We start from the raw sequence: 24,189 nt of genomic DNA on the forward strand, positions 1-24,189 counted from the left end.
CCTCAGTCCTTGGGGTCGAGGGTCAGGGTACGTCCGGCGACGACGAGCTGAGCCAGGTCGGCGGTGCGGGAGACCGTCGCGTTGACCCGGCCCAACCGGTCACGGTAGTCGCGGGAGACAGGGTGCATGGGGACGATGCCCAGCCCCACCTCGTTGGTCACCACGACGACCGATCCCTGGTATGCCGCCGCCCAGGTCGCGAGGTCGGCGGCCCGGCCCACGGTGGTCGCCTCGTCGTCGCCGTGCTCCATCAGGTTGGAGACCCACAGCGCGAGGCAGTCGATGACGACCGTCCTCCCGGGCGGGATCTGCCGGCAGGCGTCGACCAGCTCGACCGGCGCCTCGACCGTCTCCCACGCCTGCGGGCGCTCGGCGCGGTGGTCGGCGATCCGCCGGGTCATCTCGGCGTCGCGGGCCTCGCCGGTGGCGACGAAGGTGACCGGTCGCCCGCCGCGGCCCGCCCGCCGCACCGCCAGGTCGGACTTGCCGCTGCGCGCGCCGCCCGTGAGCAGGGTGAGGCTCATGCAGCGTTCCTCCGTCGGTGCCGGACCAGGGTGTCGAGGACCCACCCTGCCATGCACACCGCCACGAGCACCGTCTCCACCCGGTCCACGAGCCGGCGCGCCCGCGCGATGTCGTCCGGGGTCGGGCGCGGGCCCTCTCCCAGGCGGGGGCGCTCCTCCCGGCGCCCGGCATACCGCAGCGGCCCACCGAGCCCGACGCCCAGCACCCCGGCCACCGCCGCCTCGGCGACGCCCGCGTTGGGGGAGGGGTGCGCGGGCGCGTCCCGCCGCACGGTGCTCAGCACATGACCCCCTCCGAGGCGTGCAGCGGTCGCATCCAGGGCGACGAGCCCGGCGAACAGGCGGGCGGGGACCCAGGCCATGACGTCGTCGAGCCGGGCGGCGGCGGTGCCGAAGTGGGCATACCTGGCGCTGCGGTGACCCACCATGGCGTCCATCGTGTTGACCGCCCGGTGGACGAGCACCCCCGGGGCACCCACGACCAGACCCCAGAAGGTCGGCGCCACGACGGCGTCGACGGTGTTCTCCGCGAGCGACTCGACGACGGCGGCCGCGACCCCGGACCCGTCCAGCCCGCTCGGGTCGCGCCCGACCAGCCAGGGCAGCCGCTCGCGCGCGCCGGCCAGGTCGCCGGCGCGCAGCAGGTCCTCGATGTCTCGGGAGGTATGCCGCAGCATCCGTCCCGCGCTCGCGACACCGACGGCGAGGGCCAGCCCGGCGGCACCGGCTCTCCCGGTCATCGCGCCGGCGAGCGCGCCGAGCCCGACGCCGGCCAGGGCGTAGCGGGTGCCGGCCACCCGGCTGTCGGCATAGGTCTCCCGCTCGACCCGGCCCATCGCGGTGCCGAACCACGCCACCGGGTGCCAGGCGTCCGGCGGTTCGCCGAGCGCGCGGTCGAGCAGCAGGCCGCCCGCGACGCCGAGCGCCCGTCGCCCCGCCCTGCTCACCAGCGGACCCCGGCCGCGTCCGACCCCCAGGGCCGGGCCGCCAGCCCGGCCGCGACGCAGGCGTGCGTCGCCGTGGCGATCCGCCGACCCCACCGGGACCGGACCCCGGCGAAGATCTCCGGCTCCGCGCCCTGCTCCGGGCACAGCACGACGACGGCGTCGCTGGCGGTGCCGGTGCCGGGCACGCCGGCCTCCACCAGGGCCTGGGCCTTGGCCTCGGTGACCGTCCCGACCGCCTGCACCAGGGCCGAGCCGGACAGCGGCACCGGCACGACGACCACGATGTTGATGGTCCCGGGGCGGTCGACGCCCGGACCGGCATCCTCGGGCAACGACACGTCGTGCGGCGGCACCGCCCAGGTGGGCTTGGTGACACCGACCGTCGCCCAGACCCGAGTCCCGGCGTCCTCGGACCTCTCGACCTGCGTCACGTCGGCCGCGGTCAGCAGCGTCGTGCCCGGCCCGGACAGGCGGAGCCCGGCGGCGCGGGCGGAGGCATACGCGTCCAGGTCGGTGCGGGTGAAGTCGTCGCCGACGTCGAGGTTGACGACCCAGCGGGGGCGGATCAGCCCGCCCCCGACGGACGCCGAGCTGAGCCCCACCCAGCCCTCGGGCAGCGTCCAGACGAGCGCGCGGGCCTCCTTGTCCGCGGTGAAGGTCACCATCCGGGACCCGTTCCGGGTGCCGCGGCGGTGCCGGCCAGCGCCAGCACCACCGGCACGTCCAGGTGCGCCTCGACCCAGTCCGCGAGGTGATCCAGGTGGGCGTCCAGCGCCCGGGCGTAGGGCAGCGTCGAGGACTGGAAATCACGCCCACGGTGCTCCGCGACCACGCCGAGGTAGGCGTGCCGGAGCTCGTCGGCGTCGAGGAGTCCGTGCACGGAGGTGCCGCGGACCCGGCCGTCAGCCCCCAGGCAGCCCTCGGGTCCGCCCTGACCGCTGCCCCCGCCAGCAGCGGCGGGCTGGCCGTCGGCGCTGGCCAGGTCCAGCCACGGCTCGGCCCCCGCGTCGAGGTGCACCCGGCCCAGGTGGATCTGGTAGCCGCCCACCGGCAGCGTCGCGTCACCGACGCGGGCCCGTCCGGTCGCGCGGCGCACGACCTTCGGCCGCTCGAACCGGGTGGAGACCGGCAGCAGGTCGAGACCGGGCACGCTCGCCGGGGCCTGCGCCTCCACCGCGTCGTCCTCGACGCGGGACCCGAGCATCTGGTATCCACCGCACAGCCCGAGGACGTGCGGTCCGGCCTGATCAGCGGCCAGCCCCGTGATCGCCTCGGCCAGCCCACGCTCCCGCAGCCAGGCCAGGTCACCGACCGTGGCGCGGGTGCCCGGGAGCACGACGAGGTCGGCGTCGTGCAGGTCCCCGGGCCGCGACGCCCACCTCAGCTCGACCGAGGGCTCCAGCACGAGCGGGTCCAGGTCGGACGGGTTGGACAGGTGCGGCAGGGACACCACCGCCACCCGCACCGGCCGGTCACCACCCGCCGCACCCACGGCGCGGGGTCGCCCCGCCGCGCGCAGGTCCAGCGAGTCCTCGACGCCCAGCATGAGGTGCTCGCCCAGGTGCGGCAGCACGCCGAGGACGGGTATGCCCGTGCGTGCCTCGAGGTCGTCGATCGCGGGTCGCAGCAGGGAGACCTCACCGCGCATGCCGTTGAGGACGACACCCCGCAGCCGTCGCCGCAGCCGCTCCGGCAGCAGCGCCCAGGTGCCGTAGGCCGCCGCGAACGCGCCGCCCCGGTCGATGTCGACGACCAGGACGGCGGGCATACCTGCCGCGTCGGCCAGGGGCAGGTTGACCACGTCCCGGTCCAGCAGGTTGGGCTCCGCGGCCCCGCCGGCGCCCTCGGCCACGACGACCGCGTGCTCCCGCCGCAGCGAGGTCAGGGCGTCGAGCACCACCGGCCGCAACGACCGCGCCCGGTCCCCGTAGCTGACGGCGTCGTCGACCGCGACCTCCTCGCCGAGGACCACGACGTGCGAGCGCATGCCGGACGGTTTGAGCAGGAGCGGGCCCATCCGCCGGTCGGTGTCGAGGCCGGAGGCCAGTGCCTGCATCGCCTGCGCCCGCCCGATCTCGCCACCGTCCGCGGTGACCGCACTGTGGTTGGACATGTTCTGCGCCTTGAACGGTGCCACGTCGACGCCGCGGCGGGCGAGGGCGCGGCACAGGGCCGACGTGAGCGTCGACTTGCCGGCACCGCTGGTGGCACCCGCGACGAGCAGGGCACCCATCGGCTAGTAGTCGATCCCGCGGCGGGCACGGATGCCGGAGGCGAAGGCGTGCTTCACGGCCACCATCTCGGTGACGGTGTCGGCGACGTCGATGACCGGCTGCGGCATCTCCCGCCCGGTGAGGAAGACGCTGGTGTCCTCCGGCCGGGACCGGAGGGCCTGGACGACGTCCTCCACCGGGATCCACCCCCAGTTCATCGGGTAGGAGATCTCGTCGAGCAGCAGCATCCGGTGCTCGCCGGCGGCGATCAGCCCGGCGCTGAACTCCCAGGCCGCGACCGCCTTGGCCCGGCTCTCGTCCAGGTCGGTGCTGTCCCAGGAGAAGCCGTCGCCGGCGCTGAACCACTCGACCCCGAGCTGGCGCAGCATCGCCTCCTCGCCGGTCCGCCACGTGCCGGACTTGAGGAACTGCACGCAGGCGGTGGGCCAGTCCCGCCCGCGGCTGCGCAGCAGCGTGCCGAAGGCCGCCGTGGACTTGCCCTTGCCGTGGCCGGTGCTGACGAGCACCAACGACGGGACCGAGCGCAGCTCGCGCCGGTCGTAGGGACGCTCCTTGCGCGGCTGGTCGTGGTCGCTCACGAGACCTCCTCGGTGGCACTTCTGGACAGAGCTTTCTGGTGCCCGTCGCCCACTTTCCTGTGTCCAGAAGTGGGGGTGCGGGGTGCCGGGAGCACCACCAGGTGGCCGTCGACGTGGTGGATCCGGACGGGGTGGCCGTAGACGCGGCTCAGCAGGTCGGCCGTCAGCACCTCGTCGGGCGCGCCCAGCGCCGCCGGGCTGCCGTGCTCCAGCAGCAGCAGCCGGTCGGCGTAGCGCGCCGCCAGACCCAGGTCATGCATCGCGGCGACCACGGTCAGGCCCTCGTGCCGACGCAGCTCGTCCACCAGCTCGAGCACCTCCACCTGGTGGCCGACGTCGAGAGCGCTCGTCGGCTCGTCGAGCAGCAGCACCGGGCTCTGCTGGACCAGCGCCCGGGCGATGACGATCCGCTGGGCCTCGCCGCCGGAGAGGCTGCGCACCTCGCGCCGGGCGAAGTCGCCCAGCCCGAGCCGGCGCAGCACGTCGGTCGCGATCCGTCGGTCCTCGCGCGACTCGAGCGAGAGCCAGCCGAGGTGGGCGGTGCGGCCGAGCAGGACGTACTCGACGACGCTCATGCCGGGCGGCAGCTCGGGCGACTGGGGCATGAGCGAGATGTCGGTCGGGCCGGGCTGGCTCCCGTCGCCCAGCTCCACGGTGCCGGTCCGCGGCACGAGCCGCACGAGCGAGCGCAGGAAGGTGGACTTGCCCGAGCCGTTCGGGCCGATCAGGCCGAGCCACTCGCCGGTCCGCAGGTCCAGGTCCACCCCGGCGACCACGACGGTGCCGTCGAAGGCCACCCGCACGTCCCGCGTGCGCAGCGCGTGGCTGGGGTTCGGGTGCGCCGGCTGCTCGCTCACATCCCCACCTTCCTCCGCCACAGGACCACGCAGAAGAAGGGCGCCCCGACGAAGGCGGTGATGACCCCCACGGGCAGCTCGGCGGGAGCCACCAGGGTGCGGGCGCCGATGTCGACGGTGGCGAGGAAGGCGGCTCCGAGGACCGCCGACAGCGGCACGATGAGGCGGTAGGAGTGGCCGACGAGCAGCCGGACCAGGTGCGGCGTCACCAGCCCCACGAAGGCGATCAGCCCGCTCACCGACACCGCGGCCGCGGTGATCAGCGTGGCGGCCGCGACCACGACCAGGCGGGACCGGGCCGGCGACAGGCCCAGCGCCCTCGCCTCGTCGTCACCGAGCCGCAGCACGTCGAGGTGCCGCGCGTGCAGCCATAGCACCGCGCCGGCGAGCAGGACGTAGGGCAGCAGCAGCGTCACCGGCCCCCATCCGCTCGTCGCGAGCCGTCCGAAGAGCCAGGAGAGCACCTCCCGGGACCGGGTCTCGTCGAGCCGGGTGAGGGCATACGTCTGCGTCGCGGAGAAGAGCGCCGCCATCGCGACACCGGCGAGCAGCAGCGTCGCCGGGTCGCGGAACGATCCCCGGGCGACGAGCACCGACCCGGTCACCGCCAGCACGGCCCCGACGAAGGCCGCCATCGGCAGCGCCGCGATCGGGCCCCAGGACAGGTCGAGGCCGAAGCCCAGGGCCAGGACGGCGCCGAGGCCCGCGCCGGCGGAGACACCGAGGAGGTAGGGGTCGGCCAGCGGGTTGCGGAAGACGCCCTGGTAGCCGGCCCCCGCCATCGCCAGGCTGGCCCCGACGAGCGCGGCGAGGATCGTCCGGGGGAGGCGGATCTGCCAGAGCACCGCCTGCTGCGCGGAGCTGAGGGTCTGGTCCAGGTCGATGCCCGGGACGCCCCCGACGAGCGCCCGCACCACACCCTCCACCGGGAGCCCGGCCGCACCCTGGGTCGCGGAGGCCACAATCGCCAGGAGCAGCAGGGCGGTGCACCCGAGCAGCGCGGGCACCGAGAGCCGGAAGGCGCGGTCGGCGACCTCCTCCAGCGCGTCGGTCGGTGCCTGCGCCCGGGTGCTCATCGGGTATGCCTCGGGCTCAGCGGCCCGCCGGCACCGAGACCTGGCTCATGGCGTCGGCGACGGTGGTGACGAGCTGCGGCAGGCGCGGCCCCCAGCGGGAGGCGATGTCGGCGTTCACCGTGACGATGTTGCCGTCCTGCACCGCCGAGATCTCGGACCAGCCGGGGCGGTCCGCGACGTCCTCGGCGGTGTAGGACACCTGGTCGGTGATGACGATGAGCTGCGGGTCGGCCTCGATGATGGCCTCCTCGGTCAGCTGGGGATATCCCGTGCCGTCGGTGTCCGCCTCGTCGGCGATGTTGACCGCGCCGAACTGGCTGTAGACGTCGCCGATGAAGCTGGTGCTGCTGGCGGAGAAGAAGGTCTCGTCGAGCTCGTGGTAGACCCGCAGCCCGTCCGCCCCGTCGAAGCCGGCGAAGGCGTCCTCCACCTGCTGGCGCAGGTCGGCGACCGTGTCAGCCGTCTCGTCGACGTGCCCCGTGGCCAGGCCGAGCGCGGCCATGCCGTCCCACCCGGCCTCGATCGTGGTGGGCGCCTGGTTGTCGATGACCGGGATGTCCAGCTCGGACAGCGAGGCGGTGAGGTCGTTCGTGTCGCCGGAGATGACGACGAGGTCGGGCTCGTAGCCGGCGATCGCCTCGACGTTGGGCTCGTAGCCGGACAGGTCGGTCGTGGGGGCCTCCTCCGGGAAGGTGGAGAAGGAGTCCACGGCCACCACCTGATCGCCGGCACCGATCTCGAAGAGGATCTCGGTGGCCGAGGGGGACAGGGAGACGATCGACTGCGGCTGCTCCTCGATGGTCACCTCGCCGCTGGGCGTGTCGACGGTGACGGGGAAGGACCCCGGGCCGGCCATCTCGTCCTCGGTGGCGGCGGTGTCGTCCTCGCCGCCCTCGGCCTCGTCCGTGCTCTGGGCCGTGGTGTCGTCGGCCGGCTCGGTGTCACCCTGGCCGCAGGCGGCCAGGGTCAGGCCGAGCGCCAGGGCGCCGACGAGGGGGAACGGGTGACGGATGCTCATGGTGTCTCCTGTCGATCGAGGAGGTGACTGCTCGAGCGACAGGAGCGGGGGCTCCGCCGTCCGAACCGGCCCTGGGTCCTCGAGGGCGAGTGGTCTCGGATCGCGTCGGGCAGTTCGACCGGACTCGGTCCCTGAGGACAAGGACTCCACCGTTGCGGGACAGTGCCGGGTTCGCACCGGACTTCGTCTGCACGACCGGGTCAGTCTAGCGCCGGGGCAGAGGTGGCCGGGTGCGGTGTATTCAACTCAATGGTTGACAAAGAGTCCCGTGGCGTGTTTCTCTGTATTCAACCAATCAGTTGTGTAGAGGAGGAGGTCTCATGACGATCGTGGCCGCCGTCGCGGAGGACCAGCTGTCGCAGGTCTTCGCCGCCCTCGCGGACCCGGTGCGGCGTGACCTCGTGGCCCGGCTCGCCGACGGCGACGCCACCGTCACCGAGCTGTCCGCGCCCTACGACATCAGCCTGCAGGCGGTGTCCAAGCACCTCAAGGTGCTCGGTGCCGCCGGGCTGGTGAGCCGCACCAAGGAGGCGCAGCGCCGCCCCGTCCACCTGGAGGCCGACGTGTTCCAGCTCGCCACCGTCTGGCTCGAGCGCTACCGCCGCCGCGCCGAGGAGCGCTACGCCCGGCTCGACGACGTCCTCGCCGAGCTCACCGACGCACCACCCACCGACCCAGCACCGCCCACCACCACCGAGAAGGAGTCATCATGAGCACCACCACCCGCAACCAGAAGGCGCTCGACGGCGTCGGCCGCTACCCCACCGAGATCACCGCCGACCCGCACGTGCCCGGCGTCCGGATCGAGCGCGTCTTCGACGCCACGCCCGCGCAGCTGGTGCGCGCGCATACCGACCCCGACCTCGTCGTCCGCTGGCTGGGCCCGCGCGACCTGACGATGGAGATCGACACCTGGGACGCCCGGACCGGCGGCGAGTACCGCTACCTGCACCGCCGCGGCGACGAGGAGTACGGCTTCCACGGCTGCTTCCACGAGGTCGGGCCGAACCGCATCGTCCAGACGTTCACCTTCGAGGGCTACCCCGAGGGCGTCAGCCTCGAGTGGCTCAACCTCACCGACCTCGGGGACGGCCGCACCAAGCTCGAGGTGCTCTCCATCGTGGAGAGCTTCGAGGCGCGGGACATGATGCTCGCCTCCGGCATGGAGACGGGCGTCGTCCAGGGCTACGAGCAGATCGAGGAGCTCATCCTGGCGGGAGACCTGTGATGAAGTACCGCCTCGAGGTGTTCGTCCTCCCCGTCTCCGACGTCGACCGGGCCAAGGAGTTCTACGCCCGCTGCGGGTTCCACTGCGACGTGGACCACGACGGCGGCGAGCACTTCCGCGTCGTCCAGTTCACCCCGCCCGGCTCGGCCTGCTCGATCACCTTCGGGATCGGTATGCCGAGCAGGGCCGAACCGGGGCAGTACTCGGGGATCCACCTGGTCGTCAACGACGTCGAGGCTGCTGTCGCCGAGCTGCGGGAGAGGGGGATCGACGTGAGCGACCCCTATCACTTCGGCGAGACCGGGCAGGGGCCTGGCGTCCACCCGGAGCGGATCGACTTCGGCAGCTACGCCAGCTTCGACGACCCCGACGGCAACAGCTGGCTGCTGGTCACCGGTCGGGAGTGACGCGCAGCGCCGCCTCCAGCCGGGCCAGCCCGCGCTCGTCGGTCACGGCGACGCGGGCGGTGCCGGGCATACCGAAGCTGGCGCAGTCGCGCACCAGGACACCCTGGGGCGCGAGCCGCTCCCGCAGCCCGGCCCGGTGCACGAGCACCCAGGAGGAGTCCGTGTCCTCGACCTCAAGCCCGTGGCCGCGCAGCAGCGTGGTCAGCTCCGAGCGCAGCTCGCGTATGCCCCGCGCCCAGCCCTGCAGGTCGGCCGCGGCGAGCAGGTCGGGCAGGGCGGCGAGCGCCAGGCTGCTCACCGGCCAGTGCGGCTGCCGGGCGTCCAGCCGGGCGACGAGGTCGGGGTCGGCCAGCACGTAGCCCAGCCGCAGCCCGGGGCAGGCGAAGGTCTTGGTGAGCGAGCCGACGGTGATCTGGCCGCGTCCGGCGGTCCACCGGCCGGTGGCGAGGGGGTAGAACGCCTCGTCCCAGACGTCCGCCCGCTCCGAGGGTGCGGCCAGTCGTCCGGTCGGGTTGTGCGGGTCCGACCGCCAGCGCGGGCCGTCGGGAGAGCGTGGGTGCAGCCCGAACTCCGGCTCGTCGCGGACCCCGCCGCCGAGCTCGGCGGCGACGAGGGCGATCGCCTCGCTGCCGCCGTTGGTCAGCAGGACGTGTGAAAGATCCACCCCGAGCGCCGACGCCAGCTCCCGCGTGGCCGCGGTGCGGTCCGGGTAGCGGTGCAGCTCGCCGAGGTGCCGCTCCACGACCCGCTCGACGGGCGGGGCCAGCGGGTTCATCGTCTGGCTCAGGTCGAGCAGGTCCTCCGGGGCCAGGCCCAGCGCCCGCGCCACCGCCGCACCGTCCCCGCCGTGCGCCCCCGCCGGCGGGACCGCGCCGAGGGCAGGTGACGTGCTCACCCGGGGCAGCCTATGCCTCGCTGGGGCCTGCGACACACCGCCCAGAGGCAGAATTCCGCGACGCGCCGGGGTCTGGAGTTGGCAAAACGCGAGGTTCTCTGCCTACGGTGTGGCCGACTCATTGGCTCTAGGAAAGGCTGTCAGCATGAGCAAGAAGGTCATCGTCGAGGCTGTCGCCCGCGAGGCGGGCATGACCCAGGCGGCTGCCGACAAGGTCGTCAGCTCGGTTCTCGAGGCCATCTCGGCCGAGCTCGCCAAGGGCGAGAAGGTCTCCCTCCCCGGCTTCGGCACCTTCGAGGTCCGCGAGCGGGCTGCCCGCACCGGCCGCAACCCGCAGACCGGCGCGGAGATCCAGATCGCCGCGAGCAAGGCCCCGGCCTTCAAGGCCGGCTCCAAGCTCAAGGAGCGCGTCTCCTGAGCTGACGCTCGAGACACACCTCCACGACGCCCGGTCGGCCCAGCAGGGTCGCCCGGGCGTCGTGCGTCTGGTGACACGCAGGTGCTGAGCATGGTGGTGCAGGAACGGTGCGTCACATCCGTTGCCCTGACGACGGATGTGCCGCACCGTTCCTGCACCAGGGTCCGTGGGTCGACGGGGGGCGGCGGGCCAGTTCCGATTGACGCGGCGTCACTTCTTATCCTGCGGGTATGCCCACACGTCCAGATGCCCCGCAGCCGCGCGTCTGGGAGCGTTTCGTGGCCCTGGGGGACTCGTTCACCGAGGGCCTCGTGGACGCGGACCCCGTCGCGGAGGACGACTACGTCGGCTGGGCCGACCGGGTCGCCGCAGCGCTGGCTGCCCGCAACGCCGAGATCGGCGCGCCGTTCGGCTATGCCAACCTGGCCATCCGGGGCCGGTTGATCGATGCCGTGATCGGGGAGCAGCTGGAGCCCGCGCTGGCGCTGCGCCCCGACCTGGTGAGCATCTCGGCCGGCGGCAACGACGTGCTGCGGCCCCGGGTGTCAATGCCGGCGGTCATGGATCGGCTCGAGCAGGCCACCCTCCGGGTCCGGGAGACGGGCGCCGACGTCCTGCTCGTGACCGCCCCGGACGTGTCCTGGGCACCGCTGGTCAACCGGGTGCACCCCCGCATGGTCGAGTACACCGCCAACCTCTGGGGCGTGGGCCAGCGCACCGGCGCCTTCGTCGTCGACATCTTCACCCTGCACGCCCTCAACGACGCACGGATGTGGGGACCGGACCGGATCCACTTCAGCAGCCAGGGGCATACCCGCATCGCGGCGCAGGCGCTGTGGACCCTCGGTCTGGAGCAGGACGAGGACTGGACCACCCCGCTGGAGGCGGCGCCCCCGCTGGGCCGGATCGAGTCGCTCCAGGCGGACCGCGAGTGGGTGGCCTCCCACCTGCGCCCCTGGATCCGGCGGCGCATCCGCGGCGAGAGCTCCGGTGACGACCGGGTGCCGAAGCGCCCGCAGGTCACCCCCGTCACGCCGATGGACGACCCGCCGGCGACACCCTGACCGTCGCCTCACCGAGGTGGACGACCGTGTCGGGCAGTCGTCGGCGGACCTCGTCGCAGATCTCGTGCGCCACACCGACGGAGAGGTCGGGGTCCACGGTGACCTCCACCTCCGCCTGGAGGGTGTGCCCGCTCCATCGCGCGCGGGCGCTCGCGACACCGTGCACCCCCGGCACTTGTGAGGCGGTGGCAGTCAGGGACGGGACCACGCTGGCGTCGACCCCGTCCATGAGGCGGCTGATCACCGAGCGCAGCGACAGCACGAGGATCCACAGGATCACCACGCCGATGAGCAGGCCGATGATGGCGTCGAGCTGGGGGAATCCGAACCATGCTGCGACAGCGCCGACAACTACGGCGAGCGAGGTCAGGCCGTCGGCCCTGGCGTGGTTGCCCTCGGCCACCAGGGCCGCCGAGCCGATGCGCCGACCGGCACGGATCCGGTAGACGGCCACCAGCTCGTTACCCAAGAAACCGACCAGCCCGGCGGCGAACACCCACCCGAGGTGGGTGAGCTGCCGATCGCTGGTGAGGGCTCGGACCGACTCCCAGATGATCAGTCCCGCGGAGAGGGCGATGACGGCCGCGATGAGCAGCCCCACGACGTCCTCGGCCCGGCGGAAGCCGTAGCTGTAGCGCGCGGTGGGCGCCTTGGCGCCCAGCTTGAAGGCGATGATGAGCGGAATGGTCGTGGCCAGGTGGCCCAGGTTGTGGACCGTATCCGCGAGCAGTGCGACTGATCCCGAGAGCCACACGATGGCGACTTGTCCCAGAGCCGTGAGACCCATGACGGCAAGGCTGATCCAGGCCGCACGAATCCCCAGTGCGCGAGCGTCCTCGCCGACCACCACGTGATCGACGTGGTCGTGGGAGTGCGGCACGAGGACGTGCCGTAGTCGGGACCAGACGGAAGGGTGGTCGTGCGGGTGGTGCGGCTCGATCATCTGCGCATTGTATGCATACCTGCGCGGATATGAAGATATGTAGACTGCCGCAGTGCCAGAGCGACAGGTCCCCCAGGACGACCACGCCCACCAGGCGGCGCAGACCTTCCGTCTGCTCACGGACCCGACGAGGATCAAGCTGCTCTGGGTTCTGTCGCAGGGTGAGTGCAGTGTGGGTGACCTGGCGAACCTGGTGGGGGCCGGGGCGACGGTCGTGAGTCAGCACCTTGCCAAGCTTCGACTGGCTGGCCTGGTGAGCACGCGCCGGGAGGGGACCTTCGTGTTCTACTCGGGCACCAGCCACCACGTGCGCGATCTCCTCGCAGAGAGCCTGGCCGAGGCTGAGCACGCCACGGGCACCCGACGCCCAGGGGGTCACCGTTATGCCCCGCGGGACTGAGCGTCCGGCGGCACAGCGGCGGGGCGGGGGCACCACCGAGCGCCGGTCCCGTCATAGCTCACGGGTGAGCACGACCTCCTCGGTGACATAGCCCAGCTGCGCGTAGAGGGCTCGCGCGCGTTCGTTGTGCTGACCGGTCTCCAGCGTCACGCGGGTGTGCCCGTGCTCGCGGGCCCAGTCCTCCGCCCGGGCGACGAGCCGTCGGCCTATCCCGGCACCGGTGTGCGTCTCCGCGACGACGAGCTCACTGATGTAGGCGTCCACCTCGCCGGACCAGTGGGTTCGCGTTCCCGCGTGCACGAAGCCGACGACCCTGTCCTGCTCCCGGGCGACCCAGACGGGGGCCGAGCCGGGTTCCGCGCCGGCCAGCGCCTCGCGGACCCACTCGCGGACCGTGCGTGCCACCGCGTCCGCGTCTCTCCACGGCGCGGTGCCCTCGGTAAGGCGATCGGCCAGGGCCAGCACCGCGGCGTGATCACCAGCCGCACAGTCGGAGATGATGATGTCCATGGCAGCAGGCTCTCACCTGGGGACTGCCATAAAAAAGGCCCTCTGACCTGCGGAATCGACGTGCGGGCGACCAGACCCGTCCGCGACCCAGGGCGTCTGCCGGCCTCAGCGCCGGCCCCACTCCCAGCTCGGCGTCGAGAGCAGCCCCTGCCCGGCGACGAAGGTCTCCCCGAGGTCCTTCTCCAGCGTGTGCAGCCTCAGGTCGGCGACCGTGCCGGGGTCGTGCTCCACCTCGCGCGGGTCGTCGTCGAGGCCGCACAGGTCGCGCACCGCGTCGGCCAGGGCGTCGACCAGGTGCTGCGCGTGGGTGACCACGACGACCTGGGTGCGCCGGGAGGCCGCGGCGATGCTGCGTGCCAGGGGCGGCACGAGGCTGGGGTGCAGGCTGGTCTCCGGCTCGTTGAGAGCCAGCAGCCGCGGAGGCACCGGGGTGAGCAGCGCGGCGAGCCAGAGCAGGTAGCGCAGCGTGCCGTCGGACAGCTCGGCGGAGCGCAGCGGTCGCAGCATGCCGGGCTGGTGCAGCGCCAGGTCGAAGAGTCCGTCGCTGGCCACCACCTCGAGCCGGGCGCCGTCGAAGGCGTCCGCGACCGCGGCGTCGAGCTCCGCGCGGGAGTCCTCCCGGATCGTCTGCAGCGCCGCCGCCAGGTCCGAGCCGTCCTCGGCGACCGCCCAGGTGCGCGTGCCCACGTGCGGTCGCCGGGCTGGTGCACCGGCGTCCACCCGGAAGCCGTCGTAGAACCGCCAGGTCCCCAGCGCCTCCCGCACGGCCCACGGCTCGGGCACGGCGAGCGGGTCCACGAGCTCGGTCAGCATGCTCGACCACGGAGGCACCCGGACCGCGGTGGGCTCCCACCCTCCACCGTCCTGCCGCACCTCCACCCGGCTGTGCTTTCGCCGCGCGGTGAGGGTGGCGGGCCGCATCACCGGCCCGCGCCACACCGCCTCACGCTTGATCTCGGGGTCCCGGTTGAAGAGGGTCCCCTCGGACTGCACCGGTATGCCCAGGTCGGTCAGGTAGGACAGCTCACCGTCGGTGCCACCGACACCGAGCCGGATCGCCACCGGCCCCGAGCGCATCGTGCCCTGCACCTCGTGACCGCGTCGGGCCTGGGTGAGCGACTCCGGACCGGCCCACAGCGCGGACTCCAGACCGCCCTCCGCGGCCAGGGCACGGACGACCGCGCCCTGGCCGCAGGAGCCGAGCAGCCGCAGCGCGCGGTAGACGCTGCTCTTGCCCGAGCCGTTGGCCCCGGTGACGACCGTGAGCCGCCCCATGGGCAGCAGCACGTCGCGCAGCGATCGATAACCGCTGATGGCGACGGTGGCGTACATGTCGCCGACCGTAAGGGTCGGCGCCGACACCCTGCGGTCCGAGGGGTATGCCCTCACCGCCGGGCGGCGCGCTCCTCGCGGTCGGCGAGCAGCCACTGTGCGGTGAGTGACCGGAACCGGTCCTCACCGTCGCGCAGCCGCTCCAGCGCCGGTTCCACCTCCGGGGCGTCGAGCACCGCCAGCGCCTCGAGGGCCACCATCGCGATGTCCTGCTCGTCCGCCTCCGCGGTCGCGGCCAGCGCGGCCGCGGCCGGCCGGGCAGCCGGGTCGCCGATCAGGACGAGCGCCTGCGTTGCGTGCCGCCGGACCGTGGGGTCCTCGTCGGCCAGCGCGGCGGCGAGCCCCTCGACACCGGGCTCGCCCAGCTGCTCCAGCGCGCGGGACAGCTCGCGCTGCTGCTCCTCGTCGCCGCTGCCCAGGTGCGGCAGCAGGGCCGGGGCCGCCTCGGGCGCGCCGGTGCGGCCGAGCGCCCACCAGGCCTTCATCGCCACCGCCGGGTCGTCGTCGGCGGCGAGCGGCAGGATGTGGTCGACGGCCTCCGGCGCCTGGATCTTGCTCAGCGCGTGCAGGACCTGCACCCGCGCCTGCGGGTCGGTCCCCAGCGCCGCGAGGAGGTGCGGCAGCGCGGTCTGCGGGTGGCGGCAGACCGCCCAGGTCAACGTCTCGCGGACGAAGAAGTCGGGCTCGGCGACCAGCAGCGTGACCAGCTCCCGCGCGAGCGTGGCATCACCGTGGGTGCCCAGGTGCACCGCGGCCTTCTGGCGCACGGTGGGGCTCAGGTCGTAGGCGGCCCGGCGGGCCTGCTCGAGGGTGGTCACCGATCTCTCCTTCGTGTCTCGGACGCTGAACGCGCCCGGGTTCATGGTGATTCCTCACGTGGGGTGAGGGTCAACGGGATTCGCCGAGCACCACCGCCGCAGCCGGCCGACATATACCTCTAGGGGGTATGCCTTCGCTGTGCCATACTGGCGCGCATGAGTGCCGAGCACCGTCACGACCACGCTGCCGGGGCGAGCAGCACGCGGTTGCTGCTCGCCTTCCTCGTCACCGCCGTCATCCTCGTCGCCGAGGTGGTGGGTGCCATCATCACGGGCAGCCTGGCTCTCCTCGTGGACGCCGGGCACATGCTCACCGACGCGGGTGGGCTGCTCATCGCCCTCACCGCTGCCCGGCTGATGGCGCGGCCGCCGAGCGAGCGACGCACCTGGGGCTTCGCCCGCGCCGAGGTGCTGGGGGCGGGAGCCCAGGCCACGGTGCTCCTGGGGGTGGGGATCTACGCGATCGTCGAGGGCGTCCAGCGACTGCTGAGCAGCGAGCCCGGGGAGGTCACCGGTGGCCTGCTGCTCGTCTTCGGCGTCGTCGGCCTGCTGGGCAACATCGTCGCGATGCTCATCCTGGCCGGCGGCCGGGACAGCAACCTCAACCTGCGCGCCGCCTTCCTCGAGGTGGTCGCCGACGCGCTCGGGTCGGTCGCGGTGATCGTCTCCGCCGTGCTCATCCAGACGCAGGGCTGGGTGAAGGCGGACGCCATCGCGGGCCTGCTCATCGCGCTGCTCATCATCCCGCGCGCCGTCAGCATCCTGCGTGAGGCCGGGAGCGTGCTGCTGGAGTCGGTGCCGCCGGGGCTGGACCTCGCCGAGGTCCGCGACCACATCCTCGAGGTCGACCATGTCGTCGACGTGCACGACCTGCACGCCTCCCGGATCGGGACGGGGACCCCGGTGCTCACGGCCCACGTGGTCGTCGAGGAGGGATGCTTCCGCGACGGGCACGCGCCGCAGATGCTGGACGCCCTGCAGGCCTGCGTGGCCGACCACTTCGACGTGAGCGTGGACCACTCGACCTTCCAGCTGGAGCCGCCGCGGCATACCGAGCACGAGCACAGCCACCACCCCTGAGGGTCGCCGGAGGTATGCCCGCGCTCACCCCGTGGAGTCGTGGTCCGTCGGCGTGGGTACGGGTCGCAGGACTGTCGGCGGCGCAGACGCCTGCGGTTCTCGGGGAGTCCAGTCCTCCCAGGGCCCGAGATTCTCGGCGAACGGTGTGCGCCAGGCGGTGTGGCCCAGCGTCGCCACCACGAAACGATCGAAGGACATGCCGAACTTCGTGGCCCGACGGCTGAGCTCACCGTAGAGGGCCTCGGGCATCCCTGCCACGGAGAAGGACACCACCTCGCCCGCCTCCCAGGCTGCAGTGTCCTCGACCAAGTGCTGGCGTGAGTACTCAGCCAGGATGCCGTGCAACACCTCGTCCAGCGGTCCTACCGGGTCGGTGAACAATTGCGGATCCTCGAGCAGCGCGTGAGCCAGCGCCCGAGCCAGCTCGGGGCGACGGTCTAGCTCGTCCTCCGAGCCCCAGCCCGACCACCACCTCTGCTCACGGACGTGCCGCCCGACGATGCCACGCACCTCGGCGTCCCGGGCCACCGGAACTCCAGAATCGGGGCAGGCACTGATCCTGAGCGCACCGTCCTCCCAGGTCAGCGCGATCAGGCCTCCCCGCGGCACGTCGGGCAGCCAGCCCTCGGGCCCGACCAGCGCGTCGTGTGCGAAGGTCCCACGTGTGACCTCGCCACCCCCCGCCAGCGGGAGCGGCTCGCCCTCGGCGCACACCTGGAAGGGCAGCAGCGACAGATCCGTCCACAGGTCGCGTCGGTCGGTGGTGGAGGCGGTGACCCGATGGGTCAGGGTCTGACCCTCGAGCAGATCGAGGAATCGGCAGGCCAGACCGTCGGGCCGGCCCACGAGGAGCGTCGAGCTGTCGATCGCGGCGCACACGCGCTGCGCCGTGATCCGGGCGTCGCCCAGCTCGTTGGCGAGACAGCGCGCCAACCACTCAGGATCGGCCGGGCCGGAGCGCAGCAGGCGTAGCGCCGAGGTCGACCAGGAGAACGGGAGCGATTCGGCGTCGTCGAGCATGTCGCCACCCTGCCCGACTCCCGCCGCGGAGCGCAGAAGTTGTCCACAGGTGATGAGGCTGACGACGACGGTGCCGCTAAACCGCGCCCACGCTCGGGCACTCTCCTGTGACACATCGGTCGCCAGAGCGGCAGAGACGTCACAGATGACGGCACAGGTATGCCCGTGCTCACCCCTCCGTCGGCGGCACCGGGGTGGGCAGCAACCCGGCCTCCGCGCGGTCCAGCACGTGCCGGCGGAAGAGCTCCGCGGCGGGCAGCAGCCGCCGCTGCGGCGCCCAGGACAGGCCGACGTCCCGGGTCGCCGTGCGGTCCGCCAGGGCCAGGACGTGCAGCCCGGCCACCGGCGCCGCCACCGACCCGCCCCAGCGCGTGGGGGCGACGGCGACGCCGAGCCCGGCCGCGACGTAGCCCCGCAGGGTGGGCAGGTCGGCGGCCACGAAGGAGATGCTGGGGGTGAAGCCGGCCTCGCGGCACAGCTGCTCGGTGTGCTTGCGCAGCACCGAGGTCGGGACCATCATCACGAAGTCGTCGTGGGCGACGTCGCCGAGGGCCACCTCCGGGGTGCCCACCAGGCGGTGGTCCGGCCCGACCAGGAGCCGCATCGGCTCGGCGACGAGAGCCCGCCACCGAGGCTGGTCGTCGCCGACGCGAGGACGCAGGGTCGAGAGCTCGAGGTCGACCGTGCTGTGCGGCCCCAGGGCGGTGACGGTCTCGTCCTCCTTGGTCCGCAGGTCGAGCCGGACCTCCGGGTGCGCGCGGCGAAAGCTGGTCACCAGGTCGGGGACCAGCCAGGTGCCCAGCGAGGGCTGGAAGGCGACGGTCACGGTGCCGGTCTCGGGGTCGAGCAGCTGGTGGACCGCCGCGAGACCGTCGTCCAGCTGGTGCAGCACGGCGTCCACATGACGCTTGAAGACGGTGCCGGCGTGGGTCATCCGCAGGACCCGCCCCTCGCGGCGCAGCAGCGGGGTCCCGACCTCGCGCTCCAGCCGCGCGAGCGCCCGCGACACCGCCGGCTGGGACACCATCTCGATGTCGCTCACCTCGGTCACCGTTACGCCGTCCGCGACGAGCTGGAACCAGCGCAGGGTGGCCACGTCCATACCTATGACGCTAATGCATGGGTAAGACTGTGGCTAGACATTGGACGTATGAGTCCGTATGCCGGACCGTAGGCTTCATGACGAAGTTCCTGCTCTCCCTCATGGTCGGCCGCTCCGAGCACGACATCCGTTCCTTCCCCGCGACGCGCAGCGCCGCCGTGGTCGCCTGGCCGACCACGACCCAGCGCACCCTCCGCTGACCTCAGCCGGTCGGGTCCTCGTCGATCGCCTCGGCGACGGCGGAGATCACCGGCCAGGCACCCTCTGAGGTGTTGCCCAGGACGCTCACCGTGGTGGACGTCCCCGGGAGGTGCGTCGAGCGCATGGACACGCCCGCGTCGTAGCCCTCGAGGATCGTCGCGGTCCTGGTCGCGTGCAGCCACACGCCCGCCCCGTAGCGCATGCCCTCGTCCGGGACGACGTGGCGCGGCCGGGTCATCGTCGTGACCGTGTCGGCTGAGACGATCCGGCCGGCGTGGAGCGCGCGCCAGAAGCGGTGCAGGTCAGCGGCCGTGCTGAACGCTCCGCCGTCACCGTTGCCCAGCACCGGGAGGTGCAGCGTGTTGACGCGGTCGCCGCTCTCGTTGAGATACCCGGTCGCGGCCGCGGCGGGCAGGTCGTCCAGGCGCAGGTAGTCGGTCTCGTGCAGCTCGGCCGGCGCGAGGACGGACCGGCGCACGGCCTCCTGGAAGGTCGCCCGCGTGAGGCGCTCGACCACGACGGCGAGCACCATGTAGCCACCGTTGCAGTAGGCGAACCGGGCGCCGGGGGCGAAGGCCTGGGGGAGCCCGTCGAGCATCGGCAGGAAGGCCTCGGCGGTCGTGAGGGTATGCACCGGCGCCGACAGCACGTAGTCGTCCACCTCCCACCCCGCCTCCTCGTCCAGGTAGTCGCCGATCCCCGAGGTGTGGGTCAGCAGGTGCTCGATCGTGACTGCGTCGTCCACGAGCGGCAGGTCGGCACCGAGCACCTCCCGCACCCGCTGGTCGAGGCGTAGCGCGCCGTCCTCGACCAGCCGCAGGACCGCGAGCGCCGTGAACGCCTTGCTCCCGCTGGCGAGGGCGAACCGCGTGCCCGGTGTCACCGGGACCTCGTGGGCGCGGTGCGCGAAGCCGTAGCAGCGCTCCAGGACGCGCCGGTCCTCGACGTCGACCGTCACGAGTCCGGAGAACGCCTGTCGGGAGGCTGCGGCGTCCAGCGCGGACGGGTCCAGCGTGAGCATCGGGGTCGCCCTAGGAGCCCCAGCAGGTCCGGACGCCGAACTCCACCCGGCGGGACTCGACACCCTCCACCGGGTCGTCGCTGATCAGCTCGGTGCCGGTGTCGAGGTATCCCGTGGGTTGGTCGCCCTCACGCACCGCGTCGGCGATCGCCTCGACGCCCTCCCGGGCCATGTTCTGCGGGTACTGCGACGCGGTGGCGTCGATGAGCCCGGGCCGGACGCCCTCGCGCATCGTGCGGCAGCCTCCGTCGACCGACACCATGACGATCTGATCCATGTCGGCCCCGGCGTCCTCGAGCGCGGCGAGCGCCCCGAGCGCCGCGGGTTCGTTCACCGTGTAGACCACGTTGACGTCCGGGTGCTCGGCGAGCACCTGGGTCATCGCGACCGCGGCTTTGTCGCGATCCCCCTCCGTGTCCACCGACGCGACGATCGCCGCGTCGCCCTCCTCGATGCCGAAACCGCTGAGGAAGCCCGCATGCCGCTGCTCCCCGGTGCTGACTCCCGGCGTCAGGTCCAGAGTCGCGATCCGGGGCTCCAGCCCGAGCTCGGCAGCCTTCGCCGCGGCATACCGCCCGATGAGCTCGCCGGCCCGCTCGTTGTCGGTCGCGAAGGTGGCATCCACCGCCTCCGGCGGGTCCGTCGGCGTGTCGACCGCTATCACCAGCACCCCGGCCTCCTGTGCGCGGGTGATCGCGGCGCTGAGCGCCTCGGCGTCCGTCGGCGCGATGAGGATGCCGTCCGCCCCCTCGGCCACCATCTCCTCGAGCGCCCTCTCCTGCGAGGCCACGTCGGTGTCGCTCTCGCCGGTCGCGGTGAGCAGCTCGACGTCGAGGTCGGCGGCCGTGTCCTGCGCCACCTCGCGCATCTCGACCCAGTACGGGTTCTCCTCCTGCTTGGTGATGAGCCCGACGGTGACCGGCTCCTGATCCTCCTGCGTGCAGCCCGCGAGCGCCGCCCCGGCGACCAGGGTCGCCGCCAGCAGGGTATGCACCCTCCCGCGCCTCACCATTCCTGTGCACCCACCTCGGGCGCCGGTGCCGGTGCCGCGTCGGGACGGTCGGTGCGCAGGTCGAAGACCGCGTACGCGGCGACCAGGGCCAGGCATACCCCCGGGACGACGTAGCCCGCCGCCGAGCCGGCGCTGTCCATCACCGCCGCATGGATCATCGGCACGAGCGCGCCACCGAGGATCGCCATGACGAGGCCGGCCGAGCCGAACTTCGCGTCCGGCCCGAGCCCCTGCAGGGCCAGGCCGTAGATCGTCGGGAACATCAGGGACAGGGCCGCGGAGATCGCCACGACGGCGATCAGCCCGACGACGTTGAGGACGAACATCGAGGTGAGGCAGCAGGCCACCCCGAAGAGCGCCATGACGAGCAGCAGCAGCGCCGGGCGCACGATCCCGAGCAGCCAGGTCATGACGAAGCGCGAGACGAGGAAGATGAGCAGGCTCGCCTGCAGCCACCACCCCGCGGCGGCGGAGGAGGTCCCGGCGACGTCCTGGGCGTAGAGGATGGTGAAGGTCCAGGTGCAGGTCTGGGCGGCGACGTTGAAGAACTGGGCGAGCACGCCGTAGCGGTAGTGCCGGTTGGCCCACAGCCGGGCCAGCGTGCCACCGCCGCCCTCGGTCAGGTCCACGGCCTCGGGCTGGCTCGGCAGCTGCATCTTGCGGAAGGCGATGAGCAGCCAGATCGCGACCAGGATCGCCGCGATGACGAGGTAGGGCCGCAGCACCAGCAGGAGGTCGGCCTCCTGGCTGGCGACCAGCTCAGCCTCGCTCATGATGGTCTTGCTCTCCTCCGGCGTGAGGTTGGGGAGGATGAGCACGGCACCCATGAGCACGCCGAGGTTGGCGCCGACGGGGTTGAACGACTGGGCCAGGTTGAGCCGCTGGGTGGAGCTCGCCTCGTCGCCCATGGCGATGACGAAGGGGTTCGCCGAGGTCTCCAGGATGGACAGGCCCGCGGCGAGCACGAAGAGCGCCAGCAGGAACATGTTGTAGGCCAGGAGCTGGCTGGCGGGGATGAAGAGGAAGCCGCCGAGGGCGGCCAGCCCGAGCCCGACCAGGACGCCTGCCTTGAAGCCGAAGCGGGAGTTGATGAAGGCGGCGGGGATCGCCAGCAGGAAGTAGGCGCCGTAGTAGGCGAACTGGACCAGCGAGGACTGGAAGTTCGACATGCTGAAGATGCCGCGGAAGACGCCGACGAGGATGTCGGTGAGGTTGGCCGCCATGCCCCAGGCGGCGAAGCACAGGACGAGCAGGATGAAGGGGACGCGCAGGTGTTGCGCCACCAGCGGTGCGCTGCGCTGGTCGGCGTCCGTCTCGGCCGGCACCGTTGCCATCCGAACTCCCCTCCTGACGTGACGTCAAGCAGTCCCTGGGGTGACAGTAACCCACGCGGGCCTCGCGCACTACCCTGGCGGGCACCAGCCCACGACGAGCGGAGCGCCCGTGCAGATCTCCCACCAGACCTTCGTCGTGACCGGCGCCGGCAACGGCATCGGACGCGAGATCGCCCTCGAGCTGCTGCGGCGGGAGGCGCGGGTCGCGGCCGTGGACGTGCGCGAGGAGTCCCTCCAGGAGACCGCCCGGCTGGCCGGCGCCGGCGACCGGGTGTCCGTGCATACCGTCGACATCACCGACCGGGACGCCGTCCAGGCGTTGCCGGGCGAGGTGATCGCGCACCACGGTCACCTCGACGGGCTGCTCAACGTCGCGGGGATCATCCAGGAGTTCGTCCCCTTCATGGAGCTGTCCGGGGAGGCGATGCGCAGGGTGCTCGACGTCAACCTGTGGGGCACCATCCACACCGCGCAGGCCTGCCTGCCGCACCTCGTCGAGCGCCCCGAGGCGTGCCTGGTCAACGTGTCCAGCATGGGCGGGTTCGTCCCCGTCCCGGGGCAGACGATCTACGGCGCGAGCAAGGCCGCCGTCCGGCTGCTGACCGAGGGCCTGTATGCCGAGCTGCGCGGCACCGCGGTCGCGGTCAGCGTGGTCTTCCCGGGAGCGATCGGGACCGACATCACGACCAACTCCGGGGTCGCCTCGCCCGGCGGCGGGGGCCAGGAGCGCGCGGAGTCGGGTGCGCACCGGACGCTGCCCCCGGCCAGGGCCGCCCGGATCATCGTCGACGAGGCGGTCGTCAAGGGCAGGTACCGCGTCACCGTCGGCTCCGACGCCGCCATGCTGGACCGGCTCTCCCGGGTCGCCCCGCAGCGGGCCACCGACCTCATCGCCCGGCGGATGGGCGACCTGCTCGGCTGAGCCCCGGAATACAACAGCCCCCCACGCGTTATATAGTTGATTCGTCAACAACCTGTGGAGGGTGAGTCAGATGCAGTTCGGGATCTTCAGCGTCGGCGACGTCACGCCGGACCCCACGACCGGACGGACCCCGACCGAGGGGGAGCGCATCAGCGCGATGACGGCGTATGCCCTGAAGGCCGAGGAGGTCGGGCTCGACGTCTTCGCGACCGGGGAGCACCACAACCCGCCGTTCGTGCCCTCCGCGCCCACGACCCACCTGGCCTGGATCGCGGCGCAGACGCAGGACCTGCTGCTGTCCACGTCGACCACGCTGATCACCACGACCGACCCGGTCCGGATCGCCGAGGACTACGCCTTCCTGCAGCACCTCTCCGGTGGGCGGGTGGACCTGATGATGGGCCGCGGCAACACCGGCCCCGTCTACCCGTGGTTCGGCAAGGACATCCGCCAGGGCATCCCGCTCGCGGTGGAGAACTACCACCTGCTGCGCCGGCTGTGGCGGGAGGACGTCGTCGACTGGCAGGGGAAGTTCCGCACCCCGCTGCAGGGCTTCACCTCGACGCCGCGGCCGCTGGACGGCACCCCGCCGTTCGTCTGGCACGGGTCGATCCGGTCCACCGAGATCGCCGAGCAGGCGGCCTACTACGGCGACGGCTTCTTCCACAACAACATCTTCTGGGACATGGGCCACACCGCCCAGATGGTGAACCTCTACCGGCGCCGCTTCGAGCACTACGGTCACGGGGGCGCCGACCAGGCGGTCGTCGGCCTCGGCGGCCAGGTCTTCATGGCCGGCTCGGAGGCGGAGGCGAAGCGGGCGTTCCGGCCCTACTTCGACGAGGCGCCCGTCTACGGCCACGGGCCGAGCCTGGAGGACTTCACCCGGATGACCCCGCTGACCGTGGGCACGCCCGAGATGGTCATCGAGCGGACCCTCGGGTTCGCCGACGCCGTGGGTGACTACCAGCGGCAGCTGTTCCTCATGGACCACGCCGGCCTGCCGACCGACGTCGTCCTGGAGCAGATCGAGATCCTCGGCCGCGAGGTCGTGCCGGTGCTGCGCCGCGAGTTCGAGGCGCGCCGCCCTGCGCACGTCCCGAGCGACCCGCCCACCCACCGCTCGCTCGTGGCGGCCGGCCCCGACGCGCCGCACCACCTGGTGGCACCGGCGGCGAAGGCCGACGTCGCCACCCCGAGCGGCGACCCGGCCACGGTGTCCGGCTGACCCGCACCCGGCATACCTCA

Annotated in this window: 28 protein-coding genes; 10 read left to right on the forward strand and 18 right to left on the reverse strand. The window is 72.6% G+C overall.

The window, feature by feature from the left end:
• Positions 1-2 precede the first annotated feature (2 nt).
• From cobU to FXF60_RS14345, 8 genes are read right to left on the reverse strand one after another with little or no spacing between them, the layout of a single operon-like run.
• Positions 3-524 (reverse strand): bifunctional adenosylcobinamide kinase/adenosylcobinamide-phosphate guanylyltransferase, encoded by a 522-nt coding sequence (gene cobU, locus FXF60_RS14310; RefSeq protein ID WP_151526654.1) that lies wholly within the window; start codon positions 522-524, stop codon positions 3-5.
• Positions 521-1,471 (reverse strand): CobD/CbiB family cobalamin biosynthesis protein, encoded by a 951-nt coding sequence (locus tag FXF60_RS14315; RefSeq protein WP_151526655.1) that lies wholly within the window; start codon positions 1,469-1,471, stop codon positions 521-523. Before FXF60_RS14315 ends, cobU begins: the two co-directional genes overlap by 4 nt.
• The gene (locus FXF60_RS14320; protein ID WP_151526656.1) at positions 1,468-2,136 is read right to left on the reverse strand and encodes an adenosylcobinamide amidohydrolase; all 669 of its coding nucleotides are present in this window, start codon (positions 2,134-2,136) and stop codon (positions 1,468-1,470) included. The genes FXF60_RS14315 and FXF60_RS14320 overlap by 4 nt, the downstream gene beginning before the upstream one ends.
• Complete coding sequence (locus FXF60_RS14325; protein ID WP_151526657.1) at positions 2,130-3,704, reverse strand: cobyric acid synthase; 1,575 nt, start codon at positions 3,702-3,704, stop codon at positions 2,130-2,132. The genes FXF60_RS14320 and FXF60_RS14325 overlap by 7 nt, the downstream gene beginning before the upstream one ends.
• Before the next feature lie 3 nt (positions 3,705-3,707).
• Positions 3,708-4,283: a cob(I)yrinic acid a,c-diamide adenosyltransferase gene (gene cobO, locus FXF60_RS14330; protein ID WP_151526658.1), complete on the reverse strand. Its 576-nt coding sequence runs from the start codon at positions 4,281-4,283 to the stop codon at positions 3,708-3,710.
• Positions 4,280-5,140: an ABC transporter ATP-binding protein gene (locus FXF60_RS14335; protein ID WP_151526659.1), complete on the reverse strand. Its 861-nt coding sequence runs from the start codon at positions 5,138-5,140 to the stop codon at positions 4,280-4,282. The genes cobO and FXF60_RS14335 overlap by 4 nt, the downstream gene beginning before the upstream one ends.
• Entirely contained in the window at positions 5,137-6,216 is a 1,080-nt protein-coding gene (locus FXF60_RS14340) for a FecCD family ABC transporter permease (RefSeq protein ID WP_151526660.1), read from the reverse strand. The genes FXF60_RS14335 and FXF60_RS14340 overlap by 4 nt, the downstream gene beginning before the upstream one ends.
• A gap of 16 nt (positions 6,217-6,232) precedes the next feature.
• Entirely contained in the window at positions 6,233-7,234 is a 1,002-nt protein-coding gene (locus tag FXF60_RS14345; protein WP_151526661.1) for an ABC transporter substrate-binding protein, read from the reverse strand.
• 320 nt (positions 7,235-7,554) lie between these two features.
• Here FXF60_RS14345 and FXF60_RS14350 point away from each other — a divergent pair, with 320 nt between their 5' ends.
• Genes FXF60_RS14350 through FXF60_RS14360 form a run of 3 tightly spaced genes read left to right on the forward strand, consistent with a single transcriptional unit; the run spans position 7,555 to position 8,869 of the window.
• Complete coding sequence (locus FXF60_RS14350; protein ID WP_151526662.1) at positions 7,555-7,947, forward strand: ArsR/SmtB family transcription factor; 393 nt, start codon at positions 7,555-7,557, stop codon at positions 7,945-7,947.
• Complete coding sequence (locus FXF60_RS14355) at positions 7,944-8,462, forward strand: SRPBCC family protein (RefSeq protein WP_151526663.1); 519 nt, start codon at positions 7,944-7,946, stop codon at positions 8,460-8,462. Before FXF60_RS14350 ends, FXF60_RS14355 begins: the two co-directional genes overlap by 4 nt.
• Positions 8,462-8,869 (forward strand): VOC family protein, encoded by a 408-nt coding sequence (locus tag FXF60_RS14360; protein ID WP_151526664.1) that lies wholly within the window; start codon positions 8,462-8,464, stop codon positions 8,867-8,869. Before FXF60_RS14355 ends, FXF60_RS14360 begins: the two co-directional genes overlap by 1 nt.
• Here FXF60_RS14360 and FXF60_RS14365 read toward each other — a convergent pair.
• On the reverse strand, positions 8,853-9,764 hold the full coding sequence (locus tag FXF60_RS14365; RefSeq protein ID WP_151526665.1) for an aminotransferase class I/II-fold pyridoxal phosphate-dependent enzyme: 912 nt from the start codon (positions 9,762-9,764) through the stop codon (positions 8,853-8,855). The two genes, FXF60_RS14360 and FXF60_RS14365, sit on opposite strands and share 17 nt — an antisense overlap.
• 145 nt (positions 9,765-9,909) lie before the next feature.
• Here FXF60_RS14365 and FXF60_RS14370 point away from each other — a divergent pair, with 145 nt between their 5' ends.
• Together FXF60_RS14370 and FXF60_RS14375 are read left to right on the forward strand one after the other, a co-directional pair.
• The gene (locus tag FXF60_RS14370) at positions 9,910-10,182 is read left to right on the forward strand and encodes an HU family DNA-binding protein (protein ID WP_010146686.1); all 273 of its coding nucleotides are present in this window, start codon (positions 9,910-9,912) and stop codon (positions 10,180-10,182) included.
• Between the two features lie 230 nt (positions 10,183-10,412).
• Positions 10,413-11,246: an SGNH/GDSL hydrolase family protein gene (locus FXF60_RS14375; protein ID WP_151526666.1), complete on the forward strand. Its 834-nt coding sequence runs from the start codon at positions 10,413-10,415 to the stop codon at positions 11,244-11,246.
• On the opposite strand, the gene FXF60_RS14380 is transcribed toward FXF60_RS14375, so the two are convergent.
• Positions 11,212-12,189 (reverse strand): cation diffusion facilitator family transporter, encoded by a 978-nt coding sequence (locus FXF60_RS14380; protein ID WP_151526667.1) that lies wholly within the window; start codon positions 12,187-12,189, stop codon positions 11,212-11,214. The two genes, FXF60_RS14375 and FXF60_RS14380, sit on opposite strands and share 35 nt — an antisense overlap.
• 52 nt (positions 12,190-12,241) lie before the next feature.
• On the opposite strand from FXF60_RS14380, the gene FXF60_RS14385 reads away from it, so the two are divergent.
• Positions 12,242-12,589 carry an ArsR/SmtB family transcription factor gene (locus tag FXF60_RS14385; protein WP_151526668.1) on the forward strand — a complete coding sequence of 116 codons (348 nt, stop codon included), beginning with the start codon at positions 12,242-12,244 and terminating at the stop codon, positions 12,587-12,589.
• 51 nt (positions 12,590-12,640) lie between these two features.
• Here FXF60_RS14385 and FXF60_RS14390 read toward each other — a convergent pair whose 3' ends face one another.
• The 3 genes from FXF60_RS14390 to FXF60_RS14400 all read right to left on the reverse strand — a co-directional run bounded on the left by FXF60_RS14390 (position 12,641) and on the right by FXF60_RS14400 (position 15,249).
• Complete coding sequence (locus FXF60_RS14390) at positions 12,641-13,099, reverse strand: GNAT family N-acetyltransferase (protein ID WP_151526669.1); 459 nt, start codon at positions 13,097-13,099, stop codon at positions 12,641-12,643.
• 105 nt (positions 13,100-13,204) lie between these two features.
• The gene (locus FXF60_RS14395; RefSeq protein ID WP_151526670.1) at positions 13,205-14,431 is read right to left on the reverse strand and encodes an AAA family ATPase; all 1,227 of its coding nucleotides are present in this window, start codon (positions 14,429-14,431) and stop codon (positions 13,205-13,207) included.
• Positions 14,432-14,484: 53 nt separating this feature from the next.
• Positions 14,485-15,249, reverse strand: a complete 765-nt coding sequence (locus FXF60_RS14400) for a HEAT repeat domain-containing protein (RefSeq protein ID WP_151526671.1) — start codon at positions 15,247-15,249, stop codon at positions 14,485-14,487.
• A 156-nt stretch (positions 15,250-15,405) separates the two neighbouring features.
• Between FXF60_RS14400 and FXF60_RS14405 the strand changes: the two genes are divergently transcribed.
• Entirely contained in the window at positions 15,406-16,329 is a 924-nt protein-coding gene (locus FXF60_RS14405; protein ID WP_151526672.1) for a cation diffusion facilitator family transporter, read from the forward strand.
• A gap of 24 nt (positions 16,330-16,353) precedes the next feature.
• Here FXF60_RS14405 and FXF60_RS14410 read toward each other — a convergent pair whose 3' ends face one another.
• Positions 16,354-17,349: a hypothetical protein gene (locus FXF60_RS14410; RefSeq protein ID WP_151526673.1), complete on the reverse strand. Its 996-nt coding sequence runs from the start codon at positions 17,347-17,349 to the stop codon at positions 16,354-16,356.
• A 169-nt stretch (positions 17,350-17,518) separates the two neighbouring features.
• A complete protein-coding gene (locus tag FXF60_RS14415) occupies positions 17,519-18,451 on the reverse strand; it encodes a LysR substrate-binding domain-containing protein (RefSeq protein WP_151526674.1) in 933 nt (310 codons plus the stop codon).
• A 77-nt stretch (positions 18,452-18,528) separates the two neighbouring features.
• Here FXF60_RS14415 and FXF60_RS16960 point away from each other — a divergent pair, with 77 nt between their 5' ends.
• On the forward strand, positions 18,529-18,651 hold the full coding sequence (locus tag FXF60_RS16960; protein ID WP_302849034.1) for a hypothetical protein: 123 nt from the start codon (positions 18,529-18,531) through the stop codon (positions 18,649-18,651).
• Positions 18,652-18,653: 2 nt separating this feature from the next.
• Here FXF60_RS16960 and FXF60_RS14420 read toward each other — a convergent pair whose 3' ends face one another.
• The 3 genes from FXF60_RS14420 to fucP are packed head-to-tail and all read right to left on the reverse strand — an operon-like array spanning position 18,654 to position 22,019.
• Positions 18,654-19,673, reverse strand: coding sequence for a serine hydrolase domain-containing protein (locus FXF60_RS14420; protein WP_151526675.1), 1,020 nt, complete (start codon positions 19,671-19,673; stop codon positions 18,654-18,656).
• Positions 19,674-19,683: 10 nt separating this feature from the next.
• Positions 19,684-20,685 carry a substrate-binding domain-containing protein gene (locus tag FXF60_RS14425; RefSeq protein WP_151526676.1) on the reverse strand — a complete coding sequence of 334 codons (1,002 nt, stop codon included), beginning with the start codon at positions 20,683-20,685 and terminating at the stop codon, positions 19,684-19,686.
• A complete protein-coding gene (gene fucP / locus FXF60_RS14430; RefSeq protein ID WP_151526677.1) occupies positions 20,679-22,019 on the reverse strand; it encodes an L-fucose:H+ symporter permease in 1,341 nt (446 codons plus the stop codon). The genes FXF60_RS14425 and fucP overlap by 7 nt, the downstream gene beginning before the upstream one ends.
• Positions 22,020-22,128: 109 nt before the next feature.
• Here fucP and FXF60_RS14435 point away from each other — a divergent pair, with 109 nt between their 5' ends.
• Together FXF60_RS14435 and FXF60_RS14440 are read left to right on the forward strand one after the other, a co-directional pair.
• Positions 22,129-22,941: an SDR family NAD(P)-dependent oxidoreductase gene (locus FXF60_RS14435; RefSeq protein ID WP_151526678.1), complete on the forward strand. Its 813-nt coding sequence runs from the start codon at positions 22,129-22,131 to the stop codon at positions 22,939-22,941.
• A gap of 70 nt (positions 22,942-23,011) precedes the next feature.
• The gene (locus FXF60_RS14440; RefSeq protein WP_151526719.1) at positions 23,012-24,169 is read left to right on the forward strand and encodes an LLM class flavin-dependent oxidoreductase; all 1,158 of its coding nucleotides are present in this window, start codon (positions 23,012-23,014) and stop codon (positions 24,167-24,169) included.
• The last annotated feature ends 20 nt before the right edge of the window (positions 24,170-24,189 follow it).

The organism is Serinicoccus kebangsaanensis (assembly GCF_008919445.1).
Classification (GTDB): Bacteria; Actinomycetota; Actinomycetes; order Actinomycetales; family Dermatophilaceae; genus Ornithinicoccus; species Ornithinicoccus kebangsaanensis.